This is a genomic window from Pantoea sp. LMR881 (assembly GCF_027157825.1).
Taxonomy (GTDB): domain Bacteria; phylum Pseudomonadota; class Gammaproteobacteria; order Enterobacterales; family Enterobacteriaceae; genus Pantoea; species Pantoea haifensis.
Map to the genome: position 1 here is coordinate 1,835,586 of NZ_JAPVOK010000002.1, position 24,536 is coordinate 1,860,121.

Annotated in this window: 21 protein-coding genes, 2 tRNA genes and 2 pseudogenes; 5 read left to right on the forward strand and 20 right to left on the reverse strand. The window is 52.2% G+C overall.

The features are described 5' to 3' along the window. Nucleotides 1-82 precede the first annotated feature (82 nt). The gene (locus O3W44_RS10445) at nucleotides 83-361 is read left to right on the forward strand and encodes a GIY-YIG nuclease family protein (protein ID WP_269294415.1); all 279 of its coding nucleotides are present in this window, start codon (nucleotides 83-85) and stop codon (nucleotides 359-361) included. On the opposite strand, the gene O3W44_RS10450 is transcribed toward O3W44_RS10445, so the two are convergent. Continuing rightward, on the reverse strand, nucleotides 354-860 hold the full coding sequence (locus O3W44_RS10450; protein WP_269293009.1) for a GNAT family N-acetyltransferase: 507 nt from the start codon (nucleotides 858-860) through the stop codon (nucleotides 354-356). The two genes, O3W44_RS10445 and O3W44_RS10450, sit on opposite strands and share 8 nt — an antisense overlap. Beyond that, the gene (ubiT, locus tag O3W44_RS10455) at nucleotides 854-1,330 is read right to left on the reverse strand and encodes a ubiquinone anaerobic biosynthesis accessory factor UbiT (protein WP_442954666.1); all 477 of its coding nucleotides are present in this window, start codon (nucleotides 1,328-1,330) and stop codon (nucleotides 854-856) included. The genes O3W44_RS10450 and ubiT overlap by 7 nt, the downstream gene beginning before the upstream one ends. Before the next feature lie 249 nt (nucleotides 1,331-1,579). Here ubiT and ubiU point away from each other — a divergent pair, with 249 nt between their 5' ends. The 3 genes from ubiU to O3W44_RS10470 all read left to right on the forward strand — a co-directional run bounded on the left by ubiU (nucleotide 1,580) and on the right by O3W44_RS10470 (nucleotide 4,591). Further along, the gene (gene ubiU / locus O3W44_RS10460; protein ID WP_269293011.1) at nucleotides 1,580-2,575 is read left to right on the forward strand and encodes a ubiquinone anaerobic biosynthesis protein UbiU; all 996 of its coding nucleotides are present in this window, start codon (nucleotides 1,580-1,582) and stop codon (nucleotides 2,573-2,575) included. Nucleotides 2,576-2,584: 9 nt separating this feature from the next. Further along, nucleotides 2,585-3,469, forward strand: coding sequence for a U32 family peptidase (locus O3W44_RS10465; protein WP_269293012.1), 885 nt, complete (start codon nucleotides 2,585-2,587; stop codon nucleotides 3,467-3,469). A 150-nt stretch (nucleotides 3,470-3,619) separates the two neighbouring features. Beyond that, nucleotides 3,620-4,591 (forward strand): luciferase-like monooxygenase, encoded by a 972-nt coding sequence (locus O3W44_RS10470; protein WP_442954667.1) that lies wholly within the window; start codon nucleotides 3,620-3,622, stop codon nucleotides 4,589-4,591. An 18-nt stretch (nucleotides 4,592-4,609) separates the two neighbouring features. Here the strand turns inward: O3W44_RS10470 and O3W44_RS10475 are convergent. Further along, nucleotides 4,610-5,511, reverse strand: a pseudogene (locus O3W44_RS10475) (AraC family transcriptional regulator N-terminal domain-containing protein). A gap of 180 nt (nucleotides 5,512-5,691) precedes the next feature. Here O3W44_RS10475 and O3W44_RS10480 point away from each other — a divergent pair. Then, nucleotides 5,692-6,438 carry an SDR family NAD(P)-dependent oxidoreductase gene (locus O3W44_RS10480; RefSeq protein ID WP_269293014.1) on the forward strand — a complete coding sequence of 249 codons (747 nt, stop codon included), beginning with the start codon at nucleotides 5,692-5,694 and terminating at the stop codon, nucleotides 6,436-6,438. Nucleotides 6,439-6,511: 73 nt separating this feature from the next. Here the strand turns inward: O3W44_RS10480 and O3W44_RS10485 are convergent, their stop codons facing one another. The 17 genes and pseudogenes from O3W44_RS10485 to rlmE form a co-directional block, all read right to left on the reverse strand. Continuing rightward, complete coding sequence (locus O3W44_RS10485; protein WP_269293015.1) at nucleotides 6,512-8,404, reverse strand: DEAD/DEAH family ATP-dependent RNA helicase; 1,893 nt, start codon at nucleotides 8,402-8,404, stop codon at nucleotides 6,512-6,514. Between the two features lie 16 nt (nucleotides 8,405-8,420). Further along, nucleotides 8,421-8,477 carry a protein YrbN gene (gene yrbN, locus O3W44_RS24970; RefSeq protein WP_100229640.1) on the reverse strand — a complete coding sequence of 19 codons (57 nt, stop codon included), beginning with the start codon at nucleotides 8,475-8,477 and terminating at the stop codon, nucleotides 8,421-8,423. A 105-nt stretch (nucleotides 8,478-8,582) separates the two neighbouring features. Next, nucleotides 8,583-9,467, reverse strand: a complete 885-nt coding sequence (gene nlpI / locus O3W44_RS10490; RefSeq protein WP_269293016.1) for a lipoprotein NlpI — start codon at nucleotides 9,465-9,467, stop codon at nucleotides 8,583-8,585. 129 nt (nucleotides 9,468-9,596) lie between these two features. After that, entirely contained in the window at nucleotides 9,597-11,732 is a 2,136-nt protein-coding gene (pnp, locus tag O3W44_RS10495) for a polyribonucleotide nucleotidyltransferase (RefSeq protein WP_269294416.1), read from the reverse strand. Between the two features lie 292 nt (nucleotides 11,733-12,024). Continuing rightward, nucleotides 12,025-12,294 (reverse strand): 30S ribosomal protein S15, encoded by a 270-nt coding sequence (rpsO, locus tag O3W44_RS10500; protein WP_269293017.1) that lies wholly within the window; start codon nucleotides 12,292-12,294, stop codon nucleotides 12,025-12,027. A 125-nt stretch (nucleotides 12,295-12,419) separates the two neighbouring features. Next, nucleotides 12,420-13,364 carry a tRNA pseudouridine(55) synthase TruB gene (truB, locus tag O3W44_RS10505; protein ID WP_269293018.1) on the reverse strand — a complete coding sequence of 315 codons (945 nt, stop codon included), beginning with the start codon at nucleotides 13,362-13,364 and terminating at the stop codon, nucleotides 12,420-12,422. Further along, a complete protein-coding gene (rbfA, locus tag O3W44_RS10510) occupies nucleotides 13,364-13,771 on the reverse strand; it encodes a 30S ribosome-binding factor RbfA (RefSeq protein WP_269294417.1) in 408 nt (135 codons plus the stop codon). Before rbfA ends, truB begins: the two co-directional genes overlap by 1 nt. A 64-nt stretch (nucleotides 13,772-13,835) precedes the next feature. Next, the gene (gene infB / locus O3W44_RS10515; RefSeq protein WP_269293019.1) at nucleotides 13,836-16,526 is read right to left on the reverse strand and encodes a translation initiation factor IF-2; all 2,691 of its coding nucleotides are present in this window, start codon (nucleotides 16,524-16,526) and stop codon (nucleotides 13,836-13,838) included. Nucleotides 16,527-16,543: 17 nt separating this feature from the next. Beyond that, on the reverse strand, nucleotides 16,544-18,031 hold the full coding sequence (gene nusA, locus O3W44_RS10520; protein ID WP_269293020.1) for a transcription termination factor NusA: 1,488 nt from the start codon (nucleotides 18,029-18,031) through the stop codon (nucleotides 16,544-16,546). A gap of 24 nt (nucleotides 18,032-18,055) precedes the next feature. Continuing rightward, nucleotides 18,056-18,508, reverse strand: a complete 453-nt coding sequence (gene rimP, locus O3W44_RS10525) for a ribosome maturation factor RimP (RefSeq protein WP_269293021.1) — start codon at nucleotides 18,506-18,508, stop codon at nucleotides 18,056-18,058. Nucleotides 18,509-18,717: 209 nt separating this feature from the next. Further along, nucleotides 18,718-18,794, reverse strand: a tRNA-Met gene (locus O3W44_RS10530). A gap of 59 nt (nucleotides 18,795-18,853) precedes the next feature. Next, a tRNA-Leu gene (locus O3W44_RS10535) sits at nucleotides 18,854-18,940 on the reverse strand. Nucleotides 18,941-18,989: 49 nt separating this feature from the next. Continuing rightward, nucleotides 18,990-19,325: a preprotein translocase subunit SecG gene (gene secG, locus O3W44_RS10540; RefSeq protein WP_269293022.1), complete on the reverse strand. Its 336-nt coding sequence runs from the start codon at nucleotides 19,323-19,325 to the stop codon at nucleotides 18,990-18,992. A gap of 217 nt (nucleotides 19,326-19,542) precedes the next feature. Next, nucleotides 19,543-20,875 (reverse strand): annotated as a pseudogene (gene glmM / locus O3W44_RS10545) (phosphoglucosamine mutase). A gap of 6 nt (nucleotides 20,876-20,881) precedes the next feature. After that, on the reverse strand, nucleotides 20,882-21,715 hold the full coding sequence (gene folP, locus O3W44_RS10550) for a dihydropteroate synthase (protein ID WP_269293023.1): 834 nt from the start codon (nucleotides 21,713-21,715) through the stop codon (nucleotides 20,882-20,884). A 79-nt stretch (nucleotides 21,716-21,794) separates the two neighbouring features. Then, nucleotides 21,795-23,723, reverse strand: a complete 1,929-nt coding sequence (gene ftsH / locus O3W44_RS10555) for an ATP-dependent zinc metalloprotease FtsH (protein ID WP_269293024.1) — start codon at nucleotides 23,721-23,723, stop codon at nucleotides 21,795-21,797. A 113-nt stretch (nucleotides 23,724-23,836) separates the two neighbouring features. Beyond that, nucleotides 23,837-24,466 carry a 23S rRNA (uridine(2552)-2'-O)-methyltransferase RlmE gene (gene rlmE / locus O3W44_RS10560; RefSeq protein WP_269293025.1) on the reverse strand — a complete coding sequence of 210 codons (630 nt, stop codon included), beginning with the start codon at nucleotides 24,464-24,466 and terminating at the stop codon, nucleotides 23,837-23,839. Nucleotides 24,467-24,536 lie beyond the last annotated feature (70 nt).

Genomic DNA, 24,536 nt, shown 5'->3' on the forward strand with positions numbered 1-24,536 from the left:
TTAATGAACCAGTAAGGCTGGATAGCCGCCATGCAACAAGCGCGCTACACTGCCCGGCAAGCTTCAGAGAGAGATGACCGATATGAATCAGAGCTGGCAGCTCTATATTGTACGCACCGCCGCTGGCATCCTTTACACGGGCATTACGACCGACGTGGCGCGTCGCGTGAGTCAGCATCAATGCGGACGCGGTGCACGCGCACTGCGCGGCAAAGGTCCCCTTGATTTAGTGTTTCACTGCGAAGCGGGCGATCGTGCCAGCGCATCGCGGCTGGAATATCAGGTTAAGCAGTTAACGCGTCAACAAAAACTGCATTTAGTTGCCTGCCAACCTGCCAGCCTCGAAGAGTGGTTTAGCTAAAACGATTAAAGGGCGCGGCGTACTCGATGCGCCCTTCTGTATTTTCAAAGGCGTTGTCCGCGAGGCGATAAACCTGAAAAGCAGCCTCGGTGCCTGACCAGCGGCTGTGTAAGCCATGACGCGCAGCTGGTTCAAAACCAAAGCGATTAAACAAAGCGGGATCGCCTAACACCACGACTGCGCTGTAGCCAAATTCATTGAGCGTGTCCAGGCCTTCGTAAATCAGCTTTTTGGCGATGCCCTGGCCCCGCAGGCTTTCATCTACTGCCAGCGGTGCCAGCCCTACCCAGCCACGATCTTCCCCTTGTAAGGTGACCGGGCTGAAGGCGGCATAGCCTAATACCTGACCTTCATCGTCTGTTGCAACTACGCCAAGCGTGAGCAAGCCATCTTCACGCAGCTCCTGGGTCAACTCTGCTTCAGCTGCGGTTTTAAAACAGCGTTTAAGCAAACTGTCGATGCCCGCTGCATCGACACCAATTTCGGTTCGAATCAACATGAGACACCCGCGCGCGCCTGTGCGGCTTTCGCGTCCAGTTTCATTCCTGCCTCTACAAAAGCAGCCAATTGCTGCAATCCGGTGCGTAACATTGTGGGCATGGCGTCGAGTTCAATTGCATCCATTACGTTCTTCACCTCCAGACCCAGTTCTGTGTCGCCTTCAATCACCAGTCGGCGTTGAAAAAACAACATATCGGGATCTGCTTTGCGTGCTGCCACCAGCAACAAGTCATTGGCATTGCCCCGAAACCAAACATCGGCTTTGGCATTCTGCAATACCACCAGTTGGCCGTTCTGGATTGTGGTGATCCAACGCAGATTGACATCACCAACATCAATACCCAGAAAGCGCCCCTGGAGGAAGTCTAACTCACCTTCAGCCAAAGAATGACGAAATTGCCAGTTTAGGAGTTGTTGCAAAAAAGATTTTTGCATAAAAAATGGCGTGACAGATACTGGTATCCGCATGATTTTATGAACATTTTTAACCAGCCGGGCATGTAAGCTTTCAGACACTCTCTTTTCTCCCTTAAGAAAATTTTACGTATTCTGCCATATCCTTTTATCTGCGCTTCAGTCGAGATCAATAAAACGCACACCATCACGCTGAATAAATGGCGATTACCATCACGATTTGGTTATTCACTGCCTTAAATCAACATCCTGTTCGCGACATCTCCCTAGACTCCTGCTGTCTGTATGTTGAGAGGGATTACTATGGAACTGCTTTGTCCTGCCGGTAATTTGCCCGCGGTACGCACTGCGGTAGAAAATGGCGCTGATGCAGTCTATGTCGGGTTAAAAGATGAGACGAACGCTCGGCATTTTGCTGGACTGAATTTTACCGATAAAAAGCTGGCGGAAGCGGCGCGCTATCTGCATCAATATCATCGTAAACTGCATGTCGCCATTAACACTTTTGCTCATCCTGAAGGAATGGGACGCTGGCGGCGCGCGATTGATGTCGCCGCGCAAAACGGCGCCGATGCGTTGATTTTGGCCGATATCGCCACGCTGGAATACGCTGCTCACCATTATCCCCAGGTAGAACGTCATTTATCGGTTCAGGCTTCTGCCACAAATCTTGAAGCCATTCGCTTTTATCACCGTCATTTCGCTCTGCATCGCGTAGTGCTGCCGCGTGTGTTGTCACTTCATCAGGTTAAACAACTGGCCCGTAATACGCCGGTGCCGCTTGAAGTGTTTGCCTTTGGCAGCCTGTGCATTATGGCGGAAGGTCGCTGTTACCTTTCCTCGTGGCTGACGGGCGAATCACCCAACAGCGCGGGTGCCTGCTCACCTGCAAAATTTGTGCGCTGGCAGCAAACGCCTCAGGGCATGGAATCACGCCTGAATGAAGTGCTCATCGATCGTTACGCAGCGGATGAAAGCGCGGGTTATCCCACGCTCTGCAAAGGCCGCTATCAGGTGGAAGAACAGCGTTATCACGTTCTGGAAGAACCCACCAGCCTGAACACGCTGGCTCTGCTGCCTGATCTGCTGAAAGCGGGCGTGGCATCGGTAAAAATTGAAGGACGCCAGCGCAGTCCGGCGTATGTCGCTGATGTCGCACGCGTCTGGCGTCAGGCTATTGACCATTGTATTGCGCAGCCCGAACAGTTCGCGGTAGCGCCACACTGGACAGCCTCGCTGGATGCGCTTTCAGAAGGATCGCAAACCACGCCTGGCGCTTATCACCGGGCGTGGCAGTAAGGGGACATAATGAAATATGCTCTTGGCCCGGTGTTGTGGTATTGGCCCACCGACACGCTGCAACAATTTTATTCACACGCTGCCGCCAGCAGCGCAGATATTGTTTATCTGGGTGAAACTGTGTGCAGCAAGCGCCGCGCAACCGGCTTTGCTGACTGGATGAATCTGGCGCGTGAACTGGCATCGAGCGGTAAGCAGGTGGTGCTTAGTACACTGGCATTGCTGCAATCACCCTCGGAAATTACAGAACTCAAACGCTATGTTGAGAATGGCGAGTTCCTGATCGAAGCGAACGACTTCGGCACCGTCAATCTGGCGGCGGAGCGTAAGCTGCCCTTTGTCGCCGGGCCAACGCTTAACGTCTATAACGCAGATACGTTGCAGTTACTGGTTAAAGAAGGCATGACGCGCTGGTGCATGCCGGTTGAGATGTCGCGCGACTGGCTGACAGAAATATTGCAACAGTGCGCTGACCGTAACATTCGTCAGCAATTTGAAGTAGAGGTGCTGGGTTACGGCTATTTACCGCTGGCGTTGTCGGCACGCTGCTTTACCGCACGCTCAGAAAACCGCGCCAAAGATCAGTGTGAAACCTGCTGTATAAAATATCCCACGGGTCGCCGCGTTAAGTCGCAGGAAGGCCAGCAGGTGTTTGTCCTTAACGGTATCCAGACCATGAGCGGCTATTGCTACAACCTCGGCAACGATCTGGTTCACATGCATCAGTGGGTGGATATTGTGCGCCTGTCGCCGCAAAATTCAGACACCCTGGCAGAAATCAAACGCTTTCGCGCCAACGAAGCGGGCCAGGCACCGTTAATGCTGGCGAAAGGCAGTGACTGCAACGGTTACTGGCGCAAACTCGAAGGCATGATGCTTACACCACAGCGATGAAAGCACATACAGGCTATATTCCTGCTGATGTTAGCAGTTTTAATATGGGGAATGATGCGTAATACTGATTGGTGCAGGGTTTACCACCTGCGCCATACACTTTGGAGTACCCATGTCTGAGAAAAAAACGTTCGCCTTTCCGTATTAGATCTGGCCCCGATCCCGCAAGGCTCTACGCCGCGTGACGCTTTTCATAATTCACTGGCACTGGCGCGTCAGGCTGAGAAATCAGGCTTTGAACGCTACTGGCTGGCTGAACATCACAATATGACCGGCATTGCCAGCGCCGCAACCTCAGTGCTGATTGGTTATCTGGCGGCAAATACTGAAACGCTGAAGTTAGGCTCGGGCGGTATTATGCTGCCAAACCATGCTCCGCTGGTGATTGCAGAACAGTTTGGTACGCTCGCTTCGCTTTATCCTGGCCGTATCGACTTAGGCTTAGGCCGCGCTCCTGGCTCGGATCAGCGCACTATGATGGCACTGCGTCGTCATCTTTCCAGTGCCCAGGCTGACACGTTTCCGGCTGATGTCGCCGAACTGATTAGCTGGTTTGATGCAGAAGAAGGTGAGCAACCGCCCGTCCAGCCTGTGCCAGGTTTAGGTATGAAAATTCCGGTATGGTTGCTGGGTTCCAGTCTTTACAGTGCACAACTCTCTGCCAGAATGGGCCTGCCATTTGCTTTTGCTTCTCATTTTGCACCCGATCAGCTATTCCAGGCGCTGCATCTTTATCGTGAGAATTTCCAGCCCTCTGCGCGTCTCGCGAAGCCTTATGCGATGGTATGTATTAATGTGGTGGCTGCCGATAACGAACGCGACGCACGCTTCCTGTTTACCTCTCAACAGCAGCAGTTCATTAATTTACGCCGCGGCAAACCTGGTCCGCTGCCTGCACCCGTCGAAAACATGGATAACCTGTGGTCGCCCTCTGAACAGTATGGCGTGCAGCAAGCACTGAGCATGTCGCTGGTTGGCGATGGCGATAAAGTTCGTCACGGGCTGACCGCATTAATGCGCGAAACCCAGGCCGACGAAATCATGGTAAACGGTCAGATTTTTGACTCACAGGCACGTCTGCGCTCGTTTGCCATTGCGATGGAAGCGGCGAAAACGCTGTAATCACTATGGCGGTGGGCGTCAGGAGTCTGTGCCCACCGCCAGTTGACGAGTATCTCGTGCTGGTGACTGTCCGTAAAAGCGGCTGTACTCCCGACTAAACTGCGATGCGCTCTGATAACCCACGCGATAACCTGCCGTTCCCGCATCGAGTTTTTCTACCCTCATCAAGCGCCGCGCTTCATTCAGCCTTAGCTGCTTTTGATATTGCATTGGCGTCATTGCCGTTACCGCTTTGAAATGATGATGCAATGACGAGATGCTCATGCCAACGCTGCTGGCGAGCTTGTCGATCTTGAGTGGCTGGTGGAAATTTTCCCGCAGCCAACGCGCAGCCTGGGCTACACGGTTACCGGGTCGTTCTGCCAGCGCCATATTAAAAATACGCGCCCCCTCCGGTCCGGTGAGCAGGCGATAGAAAATCTCTTGCTCGATAAGCGGAGCCAGAGCCGCAATGTCCTGAGGGTGGTCGAGTAAGCGAATCAGGCGGATCACCGCATCGACTAACAGAGGCGATATTTTATGCACGGTGATGCCCCGCTCGTTGCGCGCTGCTGCCAGCGGCTGATCGGGCGGAAAGTTTTCGAGATAGCGCATCAGACGTGATTCATTTATCGCGATGCCAATACCGAGATTTGGCTTTTCCGGCGTGGCAACGGTCACACAGGAGCGCACCGGCATATCCAGCGTGACCAGCAACAGATCGCCTGGCCCATAATGTAAAACCTCATCACCGATATGCAGGGCTTTGCCTCCCTGAGCAACAAGCGCAAAGCTGGCCCATTGGGCAATATGCATCGGCTCGGTAGGCGCTGAACTTCGGCCAAAAAAAGAAAATCAATGGCACTCGCATGGCGGCCATCTACAGGCGCGTGGCGTGCAATAAGCTGTGCTAACGCCTGCCAACGCTCTTTTTCTGTCATTATTTTTTTCTCCTGACTGCGCCAAGCCAACTTATTGATACTACCTGAAGTTCTGACTCGCATAACAACCATCCCGTTACTTTTGCAGGATTGTGCAAAAAGCTTGCAGGATTGCATTACCGCCTTCCTTCACGCAACGCGCATATTTTATCCACGCGATGACTCAGGTGGAGAAACAACATGAAAGCACTTGAAGGCAAGATTGCGCTAGTGACAGGCGCTTCAAAAGGCATCGGTGCCGCTATTGCTATTGCATTCGCAGCGGCAGGCGCGCGCGTGGTCGTCAATTATCATCAGGATGAAGTCGGTGCTGTCGATGTGGTCAGTGACATTATGACGCTGGGCAGTGAAGGCGTGGCCGTGCAGGCTGATATTTCCCATGAGCGCGATATTGAACGGCTGTTCGCCGCGTGCATTGAGCGGTTTGGCGCGCCCGATATTGTAGTTAACAACGCCGGAATGTTTCATCACGGTGATTTTACGTTGCTGACGCGCGACGAGATGCAGCAGCAAATCAACGTAAATTTACTGGGTACGATACTGATGTGCCAGCATGCCATCCGTCATTTTCCAGAGCGCGGCGGCACGATTATTAATCTGAGTGCGTTGAACAGTCAGAACAGCACGCCAGGCTCCGTGCTGTGGTCTGCGACGAAAGGGGCAATTGATAGCTTAACTCAGGGACTGGCCCGGGAATTGGGCCCGAAAAATATTCGCGTTAACGCCCTGGCGCCAGGTATTATTTTGACCGAGGGATTACTGGCAGCGAAAAAGCTCAGTCCGCAGCTCAAGGCGCAACTGCTGGCAGCAACACCGCTGGGACGTTTTGGCCTGCCAGAAGATGTCGCGCAGGTTGCGCTGTTTTTAGCCTCTGAAGAGGCGGCCTATATCAGTGGTGAACGCGTGCTGATAAGCGGCGGCGCGTAACCGCCATAAAAAAAGGAAGCCCACAGGGCTTCCTTTTTAGTTGATTTAGTGGGCGTTTCCGCCCAACTTAATCTTATGCATCACGACGACGCGGTGCAGCACCGTCTTCACGACGTGGGCCACGACCGCCTTCGCGGTTGAAGCTACGTCCACCTTCGCGACCGCCTGGGCGATCGGAAGAGAAGCGACGGCCGCCTTCACGGTTGGCACCACCGCCACGACGCTCGCCACCGAAGTCACGACCACCTGGACGACGTTCGCCACGGCCTTCGTTCGGCTGTGCATCACCCAACAGCTGCATATTCATTGGCTTATTCAGAATACGCGTGCGAGTGAAGTGCTGCAGTACGTCACCCGGCATACCTTTCGGCAGCTCGATGGTTGAGTGTGTGCCGAACAGCTTGATGTTACCAATGTAACGGCTGCTGATATCGCCTTCGTTAGCGATAGCACCAACGATGTGACGAACTTCAACGCCATCATCACGACCTACTTCGATGCGGTACAGCTGCATTTCGCCAACATCACGACGCTCACGACGTGGACGATCGCCATCACGGCTTTCGCGTGGACCACGTGAATCGCGTGAGTCACGACGACCATCACGATCGTCACGATCGCGGAACTCACGACGCTGTGGACGCGGTGCATCTGGTGGCAGGATCAGTGGACGTTCGCCCTGTGCCATTTTCAGCAGCGCAGCAGCCAGCGTTTCCATATCCAGCTCTTCTTCCGGCTGCATCTTAGACAGCAGAGCGCGGTACATATCCAGATCGCTGCTTTCCAGCTGCTGCTGAACTTTAGCCGCGAACTTAGCCAGACGACGCTGACCCAGCAGTTCTGCGTTTGGCAGCTCAACTTCTGGGATCGTCAACTTCATGGTGCGTTCGATGTTACGCAGCAGACGACGCTCGCGGTTCTCAACGAACAGCAGCGCGCGACCTGCACGGCCCGCACGACCAGTACGACCGATACGGTGAACGTAAGATTCTGCATCCATCGGGATGTCGTAGTTAACAACCAGGCTGATACGCTCAACGTCCAGACCACGTGCAGCAACGTCAGTCGCGATCAGGATGTCCAGACGACCATCTTTCAAACGCTCCAGCGTCTGCTCACGCAGTGCCTGGTTCATGTCACCATTCAGTGCTGCGCTGTTATAACCGCTACGCTCCAACGCTTCAGCAACTTCCAGCGTCGCATTTTTGGTACGGACAAAGATGATTGCAGCATCAAAGTCTTCAGCTTCGAGGAAGCGAACCAGTGCGTCAGTTTTACGACCGTATGCAGTCCAGTAAGACTGGCTGATGTCCGGACGCGTTGTCAGGCTTGACTGGATACGCACTTCCTGCGGATCTTTCATGAAACGTTTTGTGATACGACGAATCGCTTCTGGCATGGTTGCAGAGAACAGAGCGGTCTGGTGACCTTCTGGGATCTGAGCCATGATGGTTTCAACGTCTTCAATGAAGCCCATACGCAGCATTTCGTCCGCTTCGTCCAGCACCAGGCCGCGCAGGTTAGAAAGATCTAACGTGCCACGCTTCAGGTGGTCCAGCAGACGGCCAGGCGTACCCACAACTACTTGTGGTCCCTGACGCAGTGCGCGCAGCTGTACGTCGTAACGTTGTCCGCCGTAAAGGGCTACAACGTTCAGGCCGCGCATATGTTTAGAGAATTCAGTAACAGCTTCAGCAACCTGTACCGCCAGTTCGCGGGTCGGTGCCAACACCAGAATTTGTGGTGCTTTGACGGTTGGATCAATGTTGTTTAACAGCGGCAGAGAGAAGGCCGCGGTTTTACCACTCCCGGTCTGCGCCATACCTAACACATCACGGCCCGCCAGCAGGTGAGGAATACACTCAGCCTGGATTGGGGATGGCTTTACGTAGCCCATGCCGTTCAGTGATTCAAGGATGTCAGCGTTCAGGCCAAGATCTGCAAAAGTGGTTTGAATATCAGTCATGTAGTACACGTGCCTCTTAGATTGCGGCGGCCAGTCTACATAACTCGTCGTGAAAATTTTCAGTCATTTTCATCAAAAAGTGTGAACCGGCTCAAATTAGAAGTTTTGACGAACAGAAAAGCCCTCATCCCTGAAGATGATGACTTTACAGGTATTACAGGCAATAAAAGTTCGTCAGCTATTGCTGGTCAGATTCTGATAAATCGTCTTGTGTCTGGCCGAGTTGCGCCAGTTCCAACAATGCGTATCGGTGTTCAACAAAGTTATTCACGTTGTTAGCCACCGCCAGTTTGAATAACGCTTTCGCGTCATCCTTCTCCCCCAGACTTAGGTAGTACTTACCTAAATAGAAGTTGGTTTCACTGAGATGTTCAGCGAGCGAGGTGTTATCCGTTGCGTCCGCCTTAAGACTTTCCATCAACGTTTTTTCGCTGATGTCGCCCAGGTAGAACTCGACAATATTCCATCCCCATTGTTCCTTCACCGCTTTGTCGTAACGCTGTTGCAACGTTACTTTAGCTTTGTCAGCGTCCATCTCACTTTCGACGAGATAGAGCCACAAACTACGGAAAGGATCGTTAGGATCGTCTTGATAAAACGCCAGCAGATCATCTTGCGCTAACTTGTATCGACCGCCGTAATAGAGGGCGATACCACGGTTTAAATGCGCATAGTTGTAAGTTGGATCAAGCTCAAGTACAGAATCAAACGCTTCATAGGCGGCATCAAAATTGCCCGCCTGCGTTAAATATATGCCGAGGTAGTTAAATACTTCCGGCATATCAGGTCTTATAGACAACGCTTGCGAAAAATCGTTCCGCGCTAATGCCCTCAGACCCAAACTATCATACAACACTCCGCGCTCATATAACAGCTGTGCGCGTTCATCATCGGTGAGGGCGCGACTGGCAAGAATTTGTTCCATGCGCGCCAGAATCACTTCTTGCTGCAGTGTGGGCTGTAAAGGTACTGCAAGAACATCGTTCTTACGCCAATTGGAGTTGCTGCATCCTGCCAGCGTCAAAGCTGTCGCAACAAAACACCAGCGCAAAAAAGGCTTCATTTCCCACTCCCGAATACAAACATTGGGACAACCATCCTGTCGTCCGCCTGCTGTGCACAAGGATTCCCGCCCTCGCGATAACACAAACGCCTCTCCTCGCAATACAAGGAGAGGCAAATCAGGAACGACTTATTCCGCGTCAGGCGTGCTTGCAGCTGCAGCTTCTTCAGCCTGCGGCTTTGACTCTGTCGCTTCTTTGATGCTCAGACGAACACGGCCCTGGCGATCAACTTCCATCACCTTAACCGGTACTTCCTGTCCCATCTGCAGATAGTCAGTTACTTTCTCCACGCGCTTATCAGCGATCTGTGAGATATGTACCAGACCTTCTTTACCGCCACCAATCGCAACGAAGGCACCAAAATCAACGATGCGTGTTACTTTACCGTTGTAAATGCGGCCTACTTCGATTTCAGCTGTAATCTCTTCGATACGGCGAATCGCTTCTTTGGCTTTCAGGCCATCGGTTGCCGCGATTTTCACCGTACCGTCATCTTCGATCTCAATGGTAGTCCCGGTTTCTTCGGTCAGAGCACGAATCACTGAGCCGCCTTTACCGATAACATCTTTGATCTTGTCAGAGTTGATCTTGATGGTGTAAATGCGCGGTGCAAACTCGGAGATTTCCGTGCGTGGCGTGCTGATAGCCTGTTCCATTACGCCCAGAATGTGCAGACGCGCACCCTTAGCCTGGTTCAATGCCACCTGCATGATTTCACGGGTGATACCTTCGATTTTGATATCCATTTGCAGCGCGGTCACGCCGTCACGGCTACCAGCAACTTTGAAGTCCATGTCGCCCAGGTGATCTTCATCACCCAGAATGTCAGACAGAACAACAAACTTCTCGCCTTCCTTCACCAGACCCATTGCGATACCGGCAACAGCGGCTTTGATCGGCACGCCCGCATCCATCAGCGCCAGAGAAGCACCGCAAACAGAGGCCATTGAAGAAGAGCCGTTTGATTCAGTGATTTCAGATACTACGCGAACGGTGTAAGGAAAATCTTCCGGTTTTGGCATAACGGCTAATACGCCGCGCTTCGCCAGACGACCGTGACCAATTTCACGACGCTTAGGCGAACCCACCATGCCCGTTTCGCCAACAGAATATGGAGGGAAGTTATAGTGGAACAGGAAGCTGTCGGTACGTTCACCCATCAGCTCATCCAGGTTCTGCGCATCACGTGCAGTACCCAGCGTGGCGGTAACCAGCGCCTGTGTTTCACCACGGGTAAACAGTGAAGAGCCGTGCGTACGTGGCAGCACGCCAGTGCGTACATCCAGACCACGAATCATATCTTTTTCACGACCATCAATACGCAGTTCGCCGTTCAGAATACGGGTACGTACAACGTTTTTCTCGATAGCGTGCAGCAGATCGCTGATTTCACCTTCATCCAGCGTTTCGTCTTCTGCCAGCAGGGCTGCCGTAGTTTCGCTTTTGATCAGGTTAACCTGCTCATAGCGCAGCTGTTTTTCAGTGATGCGATAAGCATCGCTCAGGCGAGTTTCTGCCAGGGCTGCAATACGTGCGTTCAGCGCATCGTTGGTTGCTTCTGGCTGCCAGTCCCAACGTGGTTTACCGGCTTCAGCAACCAGTGCGTTGATGTTTTCAATCACAACCTGCTGCTGATCGTGACCAAATACCACTGCACCCAGCATTTGTTCTTCGGTCAGAACGTCAGCTTCAGATTCAACCATCAGTACCGCATTCTGCGTACCGGCAACCACCAGATCCAGGCGCGATTGCTTGATTTCATCTGCCGTTGGGTTAAGCACATACTGATCGTTAATGTAACCTACTCGTGCAGAACCAATTGGACCATTAAACGGAATACCTGACAGTGACAGCGCAGCAGACGCACCGATCATGGCAACGATGTCAGGGTTAACCTGTGGGTTAACAGAAACAACAGTCGCGATAACCTGTACTTCGTTAACAAAGCCTTCCGGGAACAGCGGGCGAACCGGGCGGTCAATCAGGCGTGCAATCAGCGTTTCGCCTTCGCTCGGGCGACCTTCACGACGGAAGAAGCTGCCTGGGATACGGCCAGCAGCATAAGTACGTTCTTGATAGTTTACGGTCAGCGGGAAGAAATCCTGGCCTGGCTTAGCTTTTTTCTGGCCAACAACGGTAACGAATACCGCGGTGTCATCCATGCTTACCATAACGGCTGCAGTGGCCTGGCGTGCCATCATGCCGGTTTCCAGCGTGACGGTATGCTGACCATATTGGAATTTGCGTACGATCGGGTTCAGCAAAATTAACATCCTTAACTTCGGGGCAAAGCCATCTTTAGCCTGCCATTGATTACCGATCTTCAGTTGCATCCTCGCGACTAATGACAACCCTAACCGCCCCTGCGGTAAAGCCTCTCATTAGCCGCGCGAACCTCTGCAATCAAAGATCACTTAAAGCAACAATACATGAGTTTGGTACGGATTGCTGCGGATTGCTCGAAAAAAGGGGCCATAAAGGCCCCTTTTTCGCGAAACTCGCACAAATCTGACCGTAAGATGCCTTTTTGCAAACTCTCGATCAGATTCTTCAGACTTAGCGACGCAGACCGAGGCTTTCGATCAGGCTGCTGTAGCGTGCAACGTCTTTACGCTTCAGGTAGTCCAGCAGCTTACGACGCTGAGATACCATGCGCAGCAGACCGCGGCGGCTGTGGTGGTCTTTCTTGTGCTCAGAGAAGTGGCCCTGCAGATGGTTGATCTGCGCAGTCAACAGAGCAACCTGAACTTCGGTTGAACCGCTGTCGTTAGCACCACGACCATATTTAGCAACGATCTCTGCTTTAGCTTCTACGCTTAGAGACATAATAAACTCCAGTTAAATGAATGTATGGGTGCCGATCTCTAATTCAGCATCCCGCTTTAAAGCCGCGCTATTCTACTCCTCGCCTGATAGCAACGCAAATATCCCTTCAGGCAGGCCTGCGCGGCTTAATCTTGAAACTCAACCACCAGACGACGCGGCGCAACGCGCCCATCATCGGCAATTTCTGCCATACCGATAAACTTGCGCGCTTCACCTTCGGTCACGCGAACCAGTCCTTCAGTTGGCACATTGCTGGCCTGTACCGGCTGCCCTTGCTTAAAATAGGCAGCAACAACAGGCAGTAAATTGACTTCCGGGAAAGCCGATGCCGGACTGTCCATTGGCAGCAGCAGCGGATCAAGCTGCTCTTCGAGTGAAAGGCCCGCTTCAGTTGCAGCATTCAGCAATGTGTTGAGATGCTCAAGCGTGACCATTTTTTCAAAGGGATAACGGGCAACCTGCAAACGACGCAGCATGATGACGTGTGCGCCACAGCCAAGTTTCTCACCGAGATCATCAATGATAGTGCGGATATAAGTGCCTTTAGAGCAGTGGATTTCCAGCTCAAGCTCATCATCCTGCCAACGAATGAACTGCAATTCGTACACAGTGATGGGGCGCGCTTCACGCTCAATATGAATACCCTGGCGGGCATATTCATACAGTGGTCGGCCTTGATGTTTTAACGCTGAAAACATTGAGGGCACTTGCAGCGTATCGCCTCGGAAACCGTCTAAAGCAGCATCCAGTTCCGCCTGATTAAAACTGACAGGACGCGTTTCTACCACATTGCCATCAGCGTCTGAGGTATCAGTACGTTGCCCTAAGCGTGCAATGACACGATAACGCTTATCAGAATCCAGCAGATACTGGGAAAACTTGGTGGCTTCACCCAGACAAATCGGCAGCATGCCGGTTGCCAGCGGATCAAGCGCACCGGTATGCCCTGCCCGGTTTGCATTGAAAATACGCTTCACTTTTTGCAGGACATCATTGGATGAGGCGCCTTGCGGCTTATCCAGCAGCAATACGCCATGGACGTCGCGACCGCGACGGCGAGGACGGCTCATTACGCTTCCTCGTCCTCATCTGCTGCATCTGTACCCCGGCGCTCAGCGTCATTTTTTACTACGCTGCTGACCAGGTTGGACATGCGCATCCCTTCAATCAGGGAGTTATCATAGAAGAAGGTTAATTCCGGCACGATACGCAGACGCATCGCTTTACCCAGCAGAATACGGATATAACCAGAAGCTTCTTTCAGCGCCTTCAGGCCGTTTTTCACTGCTTCTTCGTCTTTGTCATTAAGGAAAGTGACAAACACTTTGGCATAAGCGAGATCGCGCGAAACTTCAACGCCGGAGACGGTGACCATCATGCCTAAACGCGGATCTTTAATTTCGCGTTGCAGAATCATTGCGATCTCTTTTTGCAGCTCTTGTGACACGCGCTGCGGGCGACCAAATTCTTTCGCCATCATCTTTTCTCCAAATAATTCGGGAGGCCAATGGCCTCCCAAATTGCATCACATCAGCTGTTATTTAAGCGATGGTGCGTTTAACTTCAATCACTTCAAAGACTTCAATCATGTCGCCGGTACGCACGTCGTTGTAGTTCTTAACGCCGATACCACACTCCATGCCGTTACGCACTTCGTTAACGTCATCTTTAAAGCGACGCAGTGATTCGAGTTCACCTTCGTAAATCACCACGTTGTCACGCAGAACGCGGATTGGATTGTGACGCTTGATATTACCTTCCGTCACCATACAACCTGCGATAGCGCCAAATTTCGGTGATTTGAACACGTCACGTACTTCAGCCAGACCAATAATCTGCTGTTTGTACTCAGGTGCCAGCATACCGCTCATTGCGGCTTTCACTTCGTCGATCAGGTTATAGATGACTGAGTAGTAACGCAGGTCAACGCTTTCTGCATCAATAACGCGGCGTGCAGAAGCATCAGCACGTACGTTAAAGCCAAGAATGATGGCGTTGGACGCTGCTGCCAGCGTTGCGTCAGTTTCGGTGATACCGCCCACGCCAGAGCCAACAATCTTCACCTTCACTTCGTCGGTAGAGAGTTTCAGCAAGGAGTCGGAGATCGCTTCCACCGAACCCTGTACGTCGGCTTTCAGCACGATGTTCAGCTCGGACACTTCGCCTTCGGTCATGTTGGCGAACATGTTCTCCAACTTCGACTTCTGCTGACGTGCCAGTTTAACTTCGCGGAATTTGCCCTGACGATACAGCGCAACTTCACGTGCTTTCTTCTCGTCACGCACTACGGTTGCTTCATCACCGGCTGCTGGCACACCAGACAGGCCCAGGATTTCCACCGGAATTGACGGACCCGCTTCCAGCACTTCGCGGCCTAATTCATCACGCATTGCACGAACACGGCCATATTCGAAGCCGCACAGCACGATGTCGCCTTTGTTCAGCGTACCTTCACGTACCAGTACAGTTGCAACCGGACCACGACCTTTGTCGAGGAACGATTCGATAACCACACCGCTCGCCATACCTTCACGGATAGCGGTTAACTCCAGCACTTCCGCTTGCAGCAGAATAGCATTGAGCAGATCGTCAATACCGGTACCGGCTTTCGCAGAAACGTTAACAAACATGTTTTCGCCGCCCCACTCTTCCGGAATGATACCGTACTGAGTCAGCTCGTTTTTAACACGATCGGGATCGGCTTCTGGCTTATCAACCTTGTTGACAGCAACCACCACCGGCACTTTTGCCGCTTTAGCGTGCTGAATAGCTTCGATGGTTTGTGGCATCACGCCATCATCTGCTGCAACAACCAGAATAACGATGTCGGTCGCCTGCGCACCGCGAGCACGCATGGCGGTAAACGCGGCGTGACCTGGGGTGTCAAGGAAGGTGACCATGCCGTTTTCAGTTTCGACGTGGTAAGCACCAATATGCTGGGTAATGCCACCCGCTTCGCCAGAGGCGATTTTAGTAGAGCGAATGTAGTCCAGCAGCGAGGTTTTACCGTGGTCAACGTGACCCATGATGGTCACAACCGGTGCACGAGATTCCTGTGCAGCATCGGTATCACGATCGCCCATTACCGCTTCTTCCAGCTCGTTCTCACGACGAAGGGTAACTTTATGGCCCATCTCTTCAGCAACCAGCTGAGCGGTTTCCTGATCGATAACCTGGTTGATAGTCGCCATAGCGCCCATCTTCATCATCGCTTTGATGACCAGAGAACCTTTCACCGCCATTTTGTTAGCCAGTTCAGCCACAGTGATGGTTTCGCCGATAACAACATCGCGGTTCACGGCCTGAGCTGGCTTGTTAAAGCCCTGCTGCAGTGCGCTTGGTTTACGATGTTTGCCACCTTTACCGCCACGAACCGCAGCACGCGCTTCTTCACGGTCAGTTTTGGCCTCAGAATGCTTGTTGCCTTTTTTCGCAGGACGAGCCGCTTTGGTGCTGCGGGTACGCGCACGGCCAGCTTCGACCTGACGGTCGTTTTCGTCTTCTGCCTGGCGAGCATGCGTAGAGGTGGTGACGTGATAGTCGCCTTTATCCTCTTCTTCAGGCTTTTCCCATTCAGCCGCTTTCTCTTCGGCTAAACGACGGGCTTCTTCAGCTGCGAGGCGAGCCGCCTCTTCGAGCTTACGACGCGCTTCTTCTTCAGCTTTACGCTTCAGTTCAGCGGCTTCTGCTTCGCGACGGGCTTTATCAGACTGCGCAGCCCTGGTCGCGTCATCGGTAGGTTGATTAGTCACTTTCTCATTTTCCGCTGCTGCACGCTTCGCCTTTTCAGCGGCTTCGCGCTTGGCTTTCTCTTCGGCTTCACGTTGCGCTTTTTGTTCAGCTTCGCGACGGGCTTTTTCTTCAGCCTCGCGTTGCGCCTGCTCTTCCGCTTCACGCTGCGCCTCGGCTTCTGCTTCAGCCTGAGCTTGCTCAGCTTCTGCATCACCTTTCACGTATGTGCGTTTTTTGCGGACTTCGATTTGCACCGACTTACTTTTACCCCCGGTGCCTGGAATATTCAAGGTGCTACGCGTTTTGCGTTGCAATGTCAGCTTGCCTGAACCGGCCTGACCATGCTCACGATTCAGGTGAGACAGTAAGGTTTCTTTCTCGTGCTGGGTCACTGCGTCGTTTTCAGACTTAGGGATCCCTGCATCAGCAAATTGCTGTACCAGGCGATCGACCGGAGTCTGAATTTCTGCGGCCAGCGATTTTACGGTTACATCTGTCATGCTGTTCCTTCCTGTTATTACGCGTCATCGCCGAACCAGCAGATATTTCGTGCAGCCATAATTAGCGCACCGGCTTGTTCATCATTCAGCCCTTCAATATCTGTCAGATCGTCAACACCTTGCTCAGCGAGATCTTCCAGCGTGCAGACGCCTTTCGCCGCCAGACGGAAAGCCAGCGCACGATCTAAGCCCTCAAGATTCAGAAGATCCTCAGCGGGCTCCTGATTACCAAGGCTCTCTTCTTTCGCTAATGCCAGGGTGGTTAACGCATTTTTTGCTCGTTCACGCAGGGCTTCAATGGTCTCTTCGTCGAGGCCGTCGATTTCCAACAGCTCATTGATTGGCACGTAGGCCAACTCTTCCAGCGAGGAAAAGCCTTCTTCCACCAGTACGGTGGCGAACTCTTCATCGATGTCGAGATGTTTAGTGAACATATCGATTGCTGCGTGCGCTTCAGCCTGATGCTTAGCCTGCAGATCATCGACGGTCATCACGTTCAGCTCCCAACCACTTAACTGGGAAGCTAAACGCACGTTTTGGCCGTTACGGCCAATCGCCTGAGCCAGATTTCCAGCCTCTACAGCGATATCCATGGTGTGGTTATCTTCATCAACCACAATTGACGCCACATCAGCCGGAGCCATGGCGTTAATAACAAACTGCGCTGGGTTATCGTCCCACAGCACGATATCAATGCGCTCGCCGCCCAGTTCGCTGGAAACAGCCTGAACACGCGCACCGCGCATCCCGACACAGGCACCAACCGGATCGATACGTTTATCATTGGTTTTTACAGCAATTTTAGCGCGTGAACCCGGATCGCGGGCTGCGGCTTTAATTTCAATCACTTCTTCGCCAATTTCTGGCACTTCAATGCGGAACAGTTCAATCAACATTTCCGGCTTAGAGCGGGTGACAAACAGTTGTGCACCACGCGCTTCAGGACGTACTGAATAAAGCACGCCACGAATACGGTCACCCGGACGGAAGTTTTCACGCGGCAGCATATCTTCACGCAGAATCACCGCTTCTGCATTGTTGCCTAAATCCAGGGAAATGTTGTCACGGTTAACTTTCTTCACCACGCCGGTGATGATTTCGCCTTCCTGCTCGCGGAACTGATCAACCACCATTGCACGCTCAGCTTCACGTACCTTTTGTACGATAACCTGTTTCGCCGTTTGCGTGGTGATACGGTCAAACGTGACCGATTCAATCTGATCTTCAACGTATTCGCCCAGATTGAATGCTTCGTCTTCGTAGCGGGCCGCTTCCAGCGTGATCTCGCGCGTCGGCTGTGTCACCTCTTCTACGATTTCCCAACGGCGGAAGGTATCGAAATCGCCGCTTTTGCGATCAATGCTCACACGTACGTCAATTTCTTGCTCGTACTTTTTCTTGGTCGCAGTAGCCAGCGCGCTCTCCAGCGCCTCGAAGATTTTCTCACGCGGCAGGGCTTTTTCGTTAGAAACGGCTTCTACGACAGCTAAGATCTCTTTATTCATCCTGGTTAGCCTCAATCCGGACTTTTAAAAGTGGGGGACCAGGTTCGCTTTCTGAATATTGCTCAGCGCGAACACTTCATCGTTACCCTCAACGTTTACCGTAATCATCTCGCCCTCAACGGCTTTGATGATCCCCTGCCATTTACGGCGGTTCTGAACGGCCATACGCAGCACCAGACTCACTTCATCACCTGTAAAGCGCACGTAATGCTCAGCGGTAAACAGCGGACGATCGAGCCCCGGTGAGGAGACTTCTAGGTTGTAAGGCACCGTAATGGGATCTTCTACATCCATAACGGCACTCACCTGGTGGCTGACATCTGCACAATCATCGACATTGATGCCATCTTCACTATCAATATAGATGCGCAGGGTTGATGTGCGACCACGAACGAATTCAATACCCACCAGTTCGTAGCCGAGCGCCTCTACCGGAGCCGATACCAACTCTGTCAATTTTTGCTCTAATGTGGACAAGCCCACCCCCAAGACATAAAAAAAGGGCCTAAAGCCCAGTATTTCGATTCGCTAATAACAAAAAACCCCGAAAATTCGGGGCTTTTTATCACTGGACCCTGTATGCCGCTAAGCGGCTCGGACACAATCCAAAAGAATTTTTTTAAAATTCGCTGCGAATGCGCCCTTAAGTGCACACAGTATATTTGAAAAAGAACTCTAAGGGAAAGTGGTTGCGGGGGCCGGATTTGAACCGACGACCTTCGGGTTATGAGCCCGACGAGCTACCAGGCTGCTCCACCCCGCGTCCGAAAACGTGGCGAATATTACGCCGAACCTGCACAGAATGCAAGTAATACTAAGATTTGGTACCGAGGACGGGACTTGAACCCGTAAGCCCAATCGGGCACTACCACCTCAAGGTAGCGTGTCTACCAATTCCACCACCTCGGCACTTTTCAGACCGCAACGTGAATCAGTTGCGTCGCAAGCATTGACGATCTTACTGCGGGATATCGCTGCCCGGCGTTGCCGGTTTCGCTGGCTGCTCAGTCTGTTGAGACTGTGCCGGCGCAGAAAGATTCTCCCACTCGCTTCCTTTTGACGTTTTATTACTGTTCAGGTTACCCAGAACCAGGCTGATGATGAAGAACAATGCCGCTAAGATGCCGGTCATGCGAGTCATGAAGTTACCAGAACCCGTAGAACCAAACAGCGTACCGGATGCGCCTGCACCGAATGAGGCTCCCATATCAGCGCCTTTGCCTTGCTGCAGCATGATCAAACCCACAAGGGCGATAGCCACAATAAGGAAAACAACTAAAAGAGCTTCGTACATAATCAACCTGTTCCTTGCACGATAATCGTACAGTTAAAGCTTCAACCAGTATTGATGGGCAGTGTCGTCATCACCCATCAGAAGCGGGTGTGAATACTAACCAAAGGCGCAAACCTCTGCAAGTGCAATTTTCACCAGGCCGACTGATTGCGGAAAAAAGCGCCATCCCGGTGATTTTGCAGGCGGTTCGACACCTCAGCGCCCCCTGTTTACAGCGTTAAACCGCCTTCACCTGATCGGCGATACGATTGGCCAGCTCGATAACTAACGCCTCGTTTTCACCTTCTACCATGACGCGGATAAGCGGCTCAGTACCTGATTTACGCAATAATACGCGCCCGCGACCTGCCAGCACCTTTTCGACCTCAGCCGTTACTGCTTTCACTGCGTCGTTTTGCAATGGATCGTGTTCGCCGTTGAAGCGGACATTAACCAGCACCTGAGGGAGCATTTTCATGCCGCTGCACAAATCATGCAGACTCATGTGATTGCGTACCATCGCAGTTAGCACTTGCAAACTTGCTACGATGCCATCACCCGTGGTGGTTTTATCCAGCAAGATGACGTGACCGGAATTTTCAGCACCCAGACGCCAACCCTTTTCCTGCATTTTTTCCAGAACATAGCGATCGCCTACTTTGGCACGCGCAAAAGGAATGCCAAGCTGTTTAAGCGCCAATTCCAGGCCCATGTTACTCATTAGCGTACCCACTACGCCACCACGTAACTGCCCTGGCGTAACGCTTCGCGCGCGATGATATAGAGAATTTGATCGCCATCGACTTTTTCCCCAGGTGGTCGATCATCATGATGCGATCACCATCGCCGTCGTAGGCTAAACCAATATCCGCTTTTTCAGCCAGCACGCGCTGCTGCAACATTTTAAGATCGGTGGCACCACATGCTTTGTTGATGTTCATGCCGTCTGGCTGCGTCGCAATAGCAATCACAGTCGCACCCAGCTCGCGTAGCACGTTTGGTGCAATGTGGTAAGTCGCACCATTCGCGCAGTCGACCACAATTTTCAAGCCGTTCAGATTGAGTTCGCTCGGAAAGGTACCTTTGCAAAATTCAATGTAACGTCCGGCAGCATCCACGATACGGCTGGCGCGTCCCAGTTCTGCCGATTCCACGCAGGTGAGCGGCTTTTCCATTTCCAGTTCAATCGCCTCTTCCACTTCATCTGGCAGCTTTGTGCCTTCTGAAGAGAAAAATTTTATGCCGTTATCATCAAACGGGTTATGCGATGCGGAGATGACAATCCCGGCTTCTGCGCGGAAAGTGCGCGTCAGATAAGCGATAGCGGGTGTTGGCATTGGACCGGTGAAAGCGGCGGTTAAGCCGGCTGCAGCCAAACCGGCTTCAAGCGCCGATTCCAGCATATAACCTGAAATGCGCGTATCCTTACCGATAATGATTTTTTTTGAGCCGTGGCGCGCCAGCACTTTACCTGCTGCCCAGCCCAGCTTCAGTACAAAATCAGGTGTAATAGGGGCTTCGCCTACTTTGCCGCGAATGCCATCTGTACCGAAATATTTACGATTACTCATGCCTTATTATCCTTTTGCTCTCCGTGTCGCTTCGACTATACGCATCGCTTCGACCGTCTCTTTTACATCATGTACGCGAATGATTTGCGCGCCTTGCATAGCAGCAATCACGGCACACGCCAGGCTGCCGGTTAACCGTTGTGAGGGGCCAACATTGAGCAACTGACCAATCATTGATTTACGTGACATTCCCACTAACAGCGGCAAGCCAAAGTGATGAAAATCACTGAGATGCGCCAGCAGTTCATAGTTATGGTTGAGATTTTTACCGAAACCGAAGCCCGGGTCGAGCAGCAGATTCTCTTTTTTGATGCCTGCTGATTCGCAGCGCGCAATCTGATCAGCGAAGTAAGCATCCACTTCGCTTAAAATATTATGGTACTCAGGTGCCTGCTGCATGGTTCGCGGTTCGCCCTGCATATGCATCAGGCAAACAGGTAAACCTGCGGCAGCAGCGGCTTCAAGTGCGCCTGGCTCAGACAGCGAACGAATATCATTGATAATGTGAGCACCTACTCGCGCTGCTTCACGGATGACCTCTGGCTTGGAAGTGTCCACTGAAATCCACACTTCAAAACGTTGCGCAATCGCTTCTACCACAGGGATAACCCGCGCCAGCTCCTCCTCAACACTGACTTCATCCGCGCCGGGACGTGTCGATTCACCGCCAACATCAATAATGGTTGCGCCTGCATTCACCATCTCATTGGTGTGCGTTAAGGCATCAACCAGAGCGTTATGCTTGCCACCATCAGAAAAGGAATCCGGCGTGACATTTAAAATACCCATCACATGGGGAAATGATAAATCGAGATGGGAATCACGAGCGAACAACTTCATGGTGCGGAACTCCTTGAGGAACAATGTCTGGATGTAAAAACCCCGGACCAGCCGGGGTTTTATTTGACGCTGCTACGTCTTATTTGTCGAGCTGCTCTGACATGGTATTGCCAGGGTTCGGCGTACGCGGTTCATCAACCGGACGTGGCGCCTTTGGCGTACCGCTACTGTCAGAATTGCTGCTGCCTGGATCTTCCCAGCCCGCTGGCGGACGAACTTCACGGCGCGCCATCAGGTCATCAATCTGCGGTGCATCAATAGTTTCATACTTCATCAGCGCGTCTTTCATCGCGTGAAGGATGTCCATGTTCTCACCCAGAATGCGACGAGCACGCTGGTAGTTACTGTCGATCAGGTGTTTAACTTCCTGGTCGATGATGCGTGCGGTTTCATCAGACATGTGTTTGGCTTTGGCAACTGAACGCCCCAGGAACACTTCGCCTTCTTCTTCCGCATAGAGTAACGGACCAAGTTTCTCTGAGAAGCCCCACTGCGTAACCATGTTACGTGCCAGGTTAGTCGCGACTTTGATATCGTTCGACGCACCGGTAGATACATGTTCAGCACCGTAGATAATCTCTTCTGCCAGACGACCGCCGTACAGCGTAGAGATCTGGCTTTCCAGTTTCTGGCGGCTGGCGCTGATTGCATCGCCTTCCGGCAGGAAGAAAGTCACACCTAACGCACGACCACGAGGAATAATGGTCACTTTGTGTACTGGATCGTGTTCCGGCACCAGGCGACCAATAATCGCGTGGCCCGCTTCATGATACGCGGTAGATTCTTTCTGCGATTCCGTCATCACCATGGAGCGGCGTTCTGCACCCATCATGATTTTGTCTTTCGCTTTTTCGAACTCAACCATAGAGACCACACGCTTATTCGAACGCGCAGCAAACAGGGCTGCTTCGTTGACAAGGTTCGCAAGGTCCGCACCAGAGAAGCCCGGCGTACCACGTGCAATGATTGCTGCATCGATATCGGTAGCCAGCGGCACACGGCGCATATGCACTTTCAGAATCTGCTCACGTCCACGCACGTCTGGTAAACCTACCACCACCTGGCGGTCAAAACGGCCAGGTCGCAGCAGTGCCGGGTCCAGTACGTCAGGACGGTTAGTAGCGGCAATAACGATAATCCCTTCGTTACCTTCGAAACCGTCCATTTCAACCAGCATCTGGTTCAGGGTTTGTTCACGTTCATCGTGACCGCCGCCTAAACCTGCACCGCGCTGACGCCCTACTGCATCGATCTCATCAATAAAGATGATGCAAGGAGCCGCTTTTTTCGCCTGTTCAAACATATCGCGCACACGAGATGCACCTACACCGACGAACATTTCTACGAAGTCAGAACCGGAAATAGTAAAGAAAGGTACTTTTGCTTCACCGGCAATCGCTTTCGCCAGCAAGGTTTTACCTGTACCCGGCGGGCCAACCATCAGCACACCTTTCGGAATCTTACCACCCAGTTTCTGGAAACGGCTCGGCTCACGCAGGTATTCAACCAGCTCGCCTACCTCTTCTTTCGCTTCGTCACAACCTGCAACGTCCGCGAAAGTGGTTTTGATCTGATCTTCCGTCAGCATGCGGGCCTTGCTCTTGCCGAAGGACATCGCGCCCTTGCCGCCGCCGCCCTGCATTTGCCGCATAAAGAAGATCCATACGCCAATCAGCAGCAGCATCGGGAACCAAGAAATGAAGATCGAAGCCAGCAGGCTCGGCTCTTCCGGTGGTTCGCCAACCACTTTGACGTTTTTGGTCAAGAGGTTATCGAGCAACTTGGGATCATTGACAGGAATGTACGTCGTGTATTTATTGCTGTCTTTTTTGATTACGTTAATTTCACGCCCGTTAATACGTGCCTCGCGGACCTGATCCTGGTTCACTTCCGACAGGAAGGTTGAATAATCAACCCTACGGCCATTCGACTCGCTGGGCCCAAAGCTCTGGAATACTGACATCAGCACGACCGCGATGACTAACCAGAGAATCAGGTTTTTCGCCATGTCACTCAAGGGATTAACCTCATATTACAACGGTGTTAACAGATAGCGTAGGGTACTATATATCCTTCATACATGGAATCGCAGCGATCTAGCCTACTTCTCCAGCAATTGGGTTATGATTTGCGCCCTGTCGCCACAATGTACACTTCACGTGAACGTGAACGTGAAGCGTCTGGCTTTCGAATTTTCACTTTCGTAAAAAGGGAGCGAATTTCCCGCAGGTATTCATCGAAGCCATCTCCCTGAAACACTTTCACTACAAAGCTACCGCCAGGTGCCAGAATGTCCCGGCTCATTTCCAGCGCCAGCTCTACTAAATACATCGACCGGGGAATATCTACGGCAGGTGTACCACTCATATTCGGTGCCATGTCGGACATGACTACCTGAACTTTTTGGTCACCAACGCGTTCGAGTAACGCATTGATCACCGATTCTTCACGAAAATCGCCTTGAAGGAAATCGACACCAACAATCGGATCCATCGGCAGAATATCACAGGCGATAACCCGACCTTTTGCACCTATTTGCTGTACAACATATTGCGACCAGCCACCGGGTGCTGCACCCAGATCTACCACGGTCATACCGGGTTTGAAAAGCTTGTCACCCTGCTGTATTTCCTCAAGTTTAAACCAGGCGCGCGAACGCAACCCTTTTTTCTGTGCCTGGAGCACATATTTATCGCTAAAGTGTTCCTGAAGCCAGCGACTGGAACTGGCCGAACGCTTTTTACCCGTCATAATATTTCCAACTAAATCGTCATCGTAGCGATAAACCTGCACGCAATGGGTTGCGTCGATTTGGTGATAT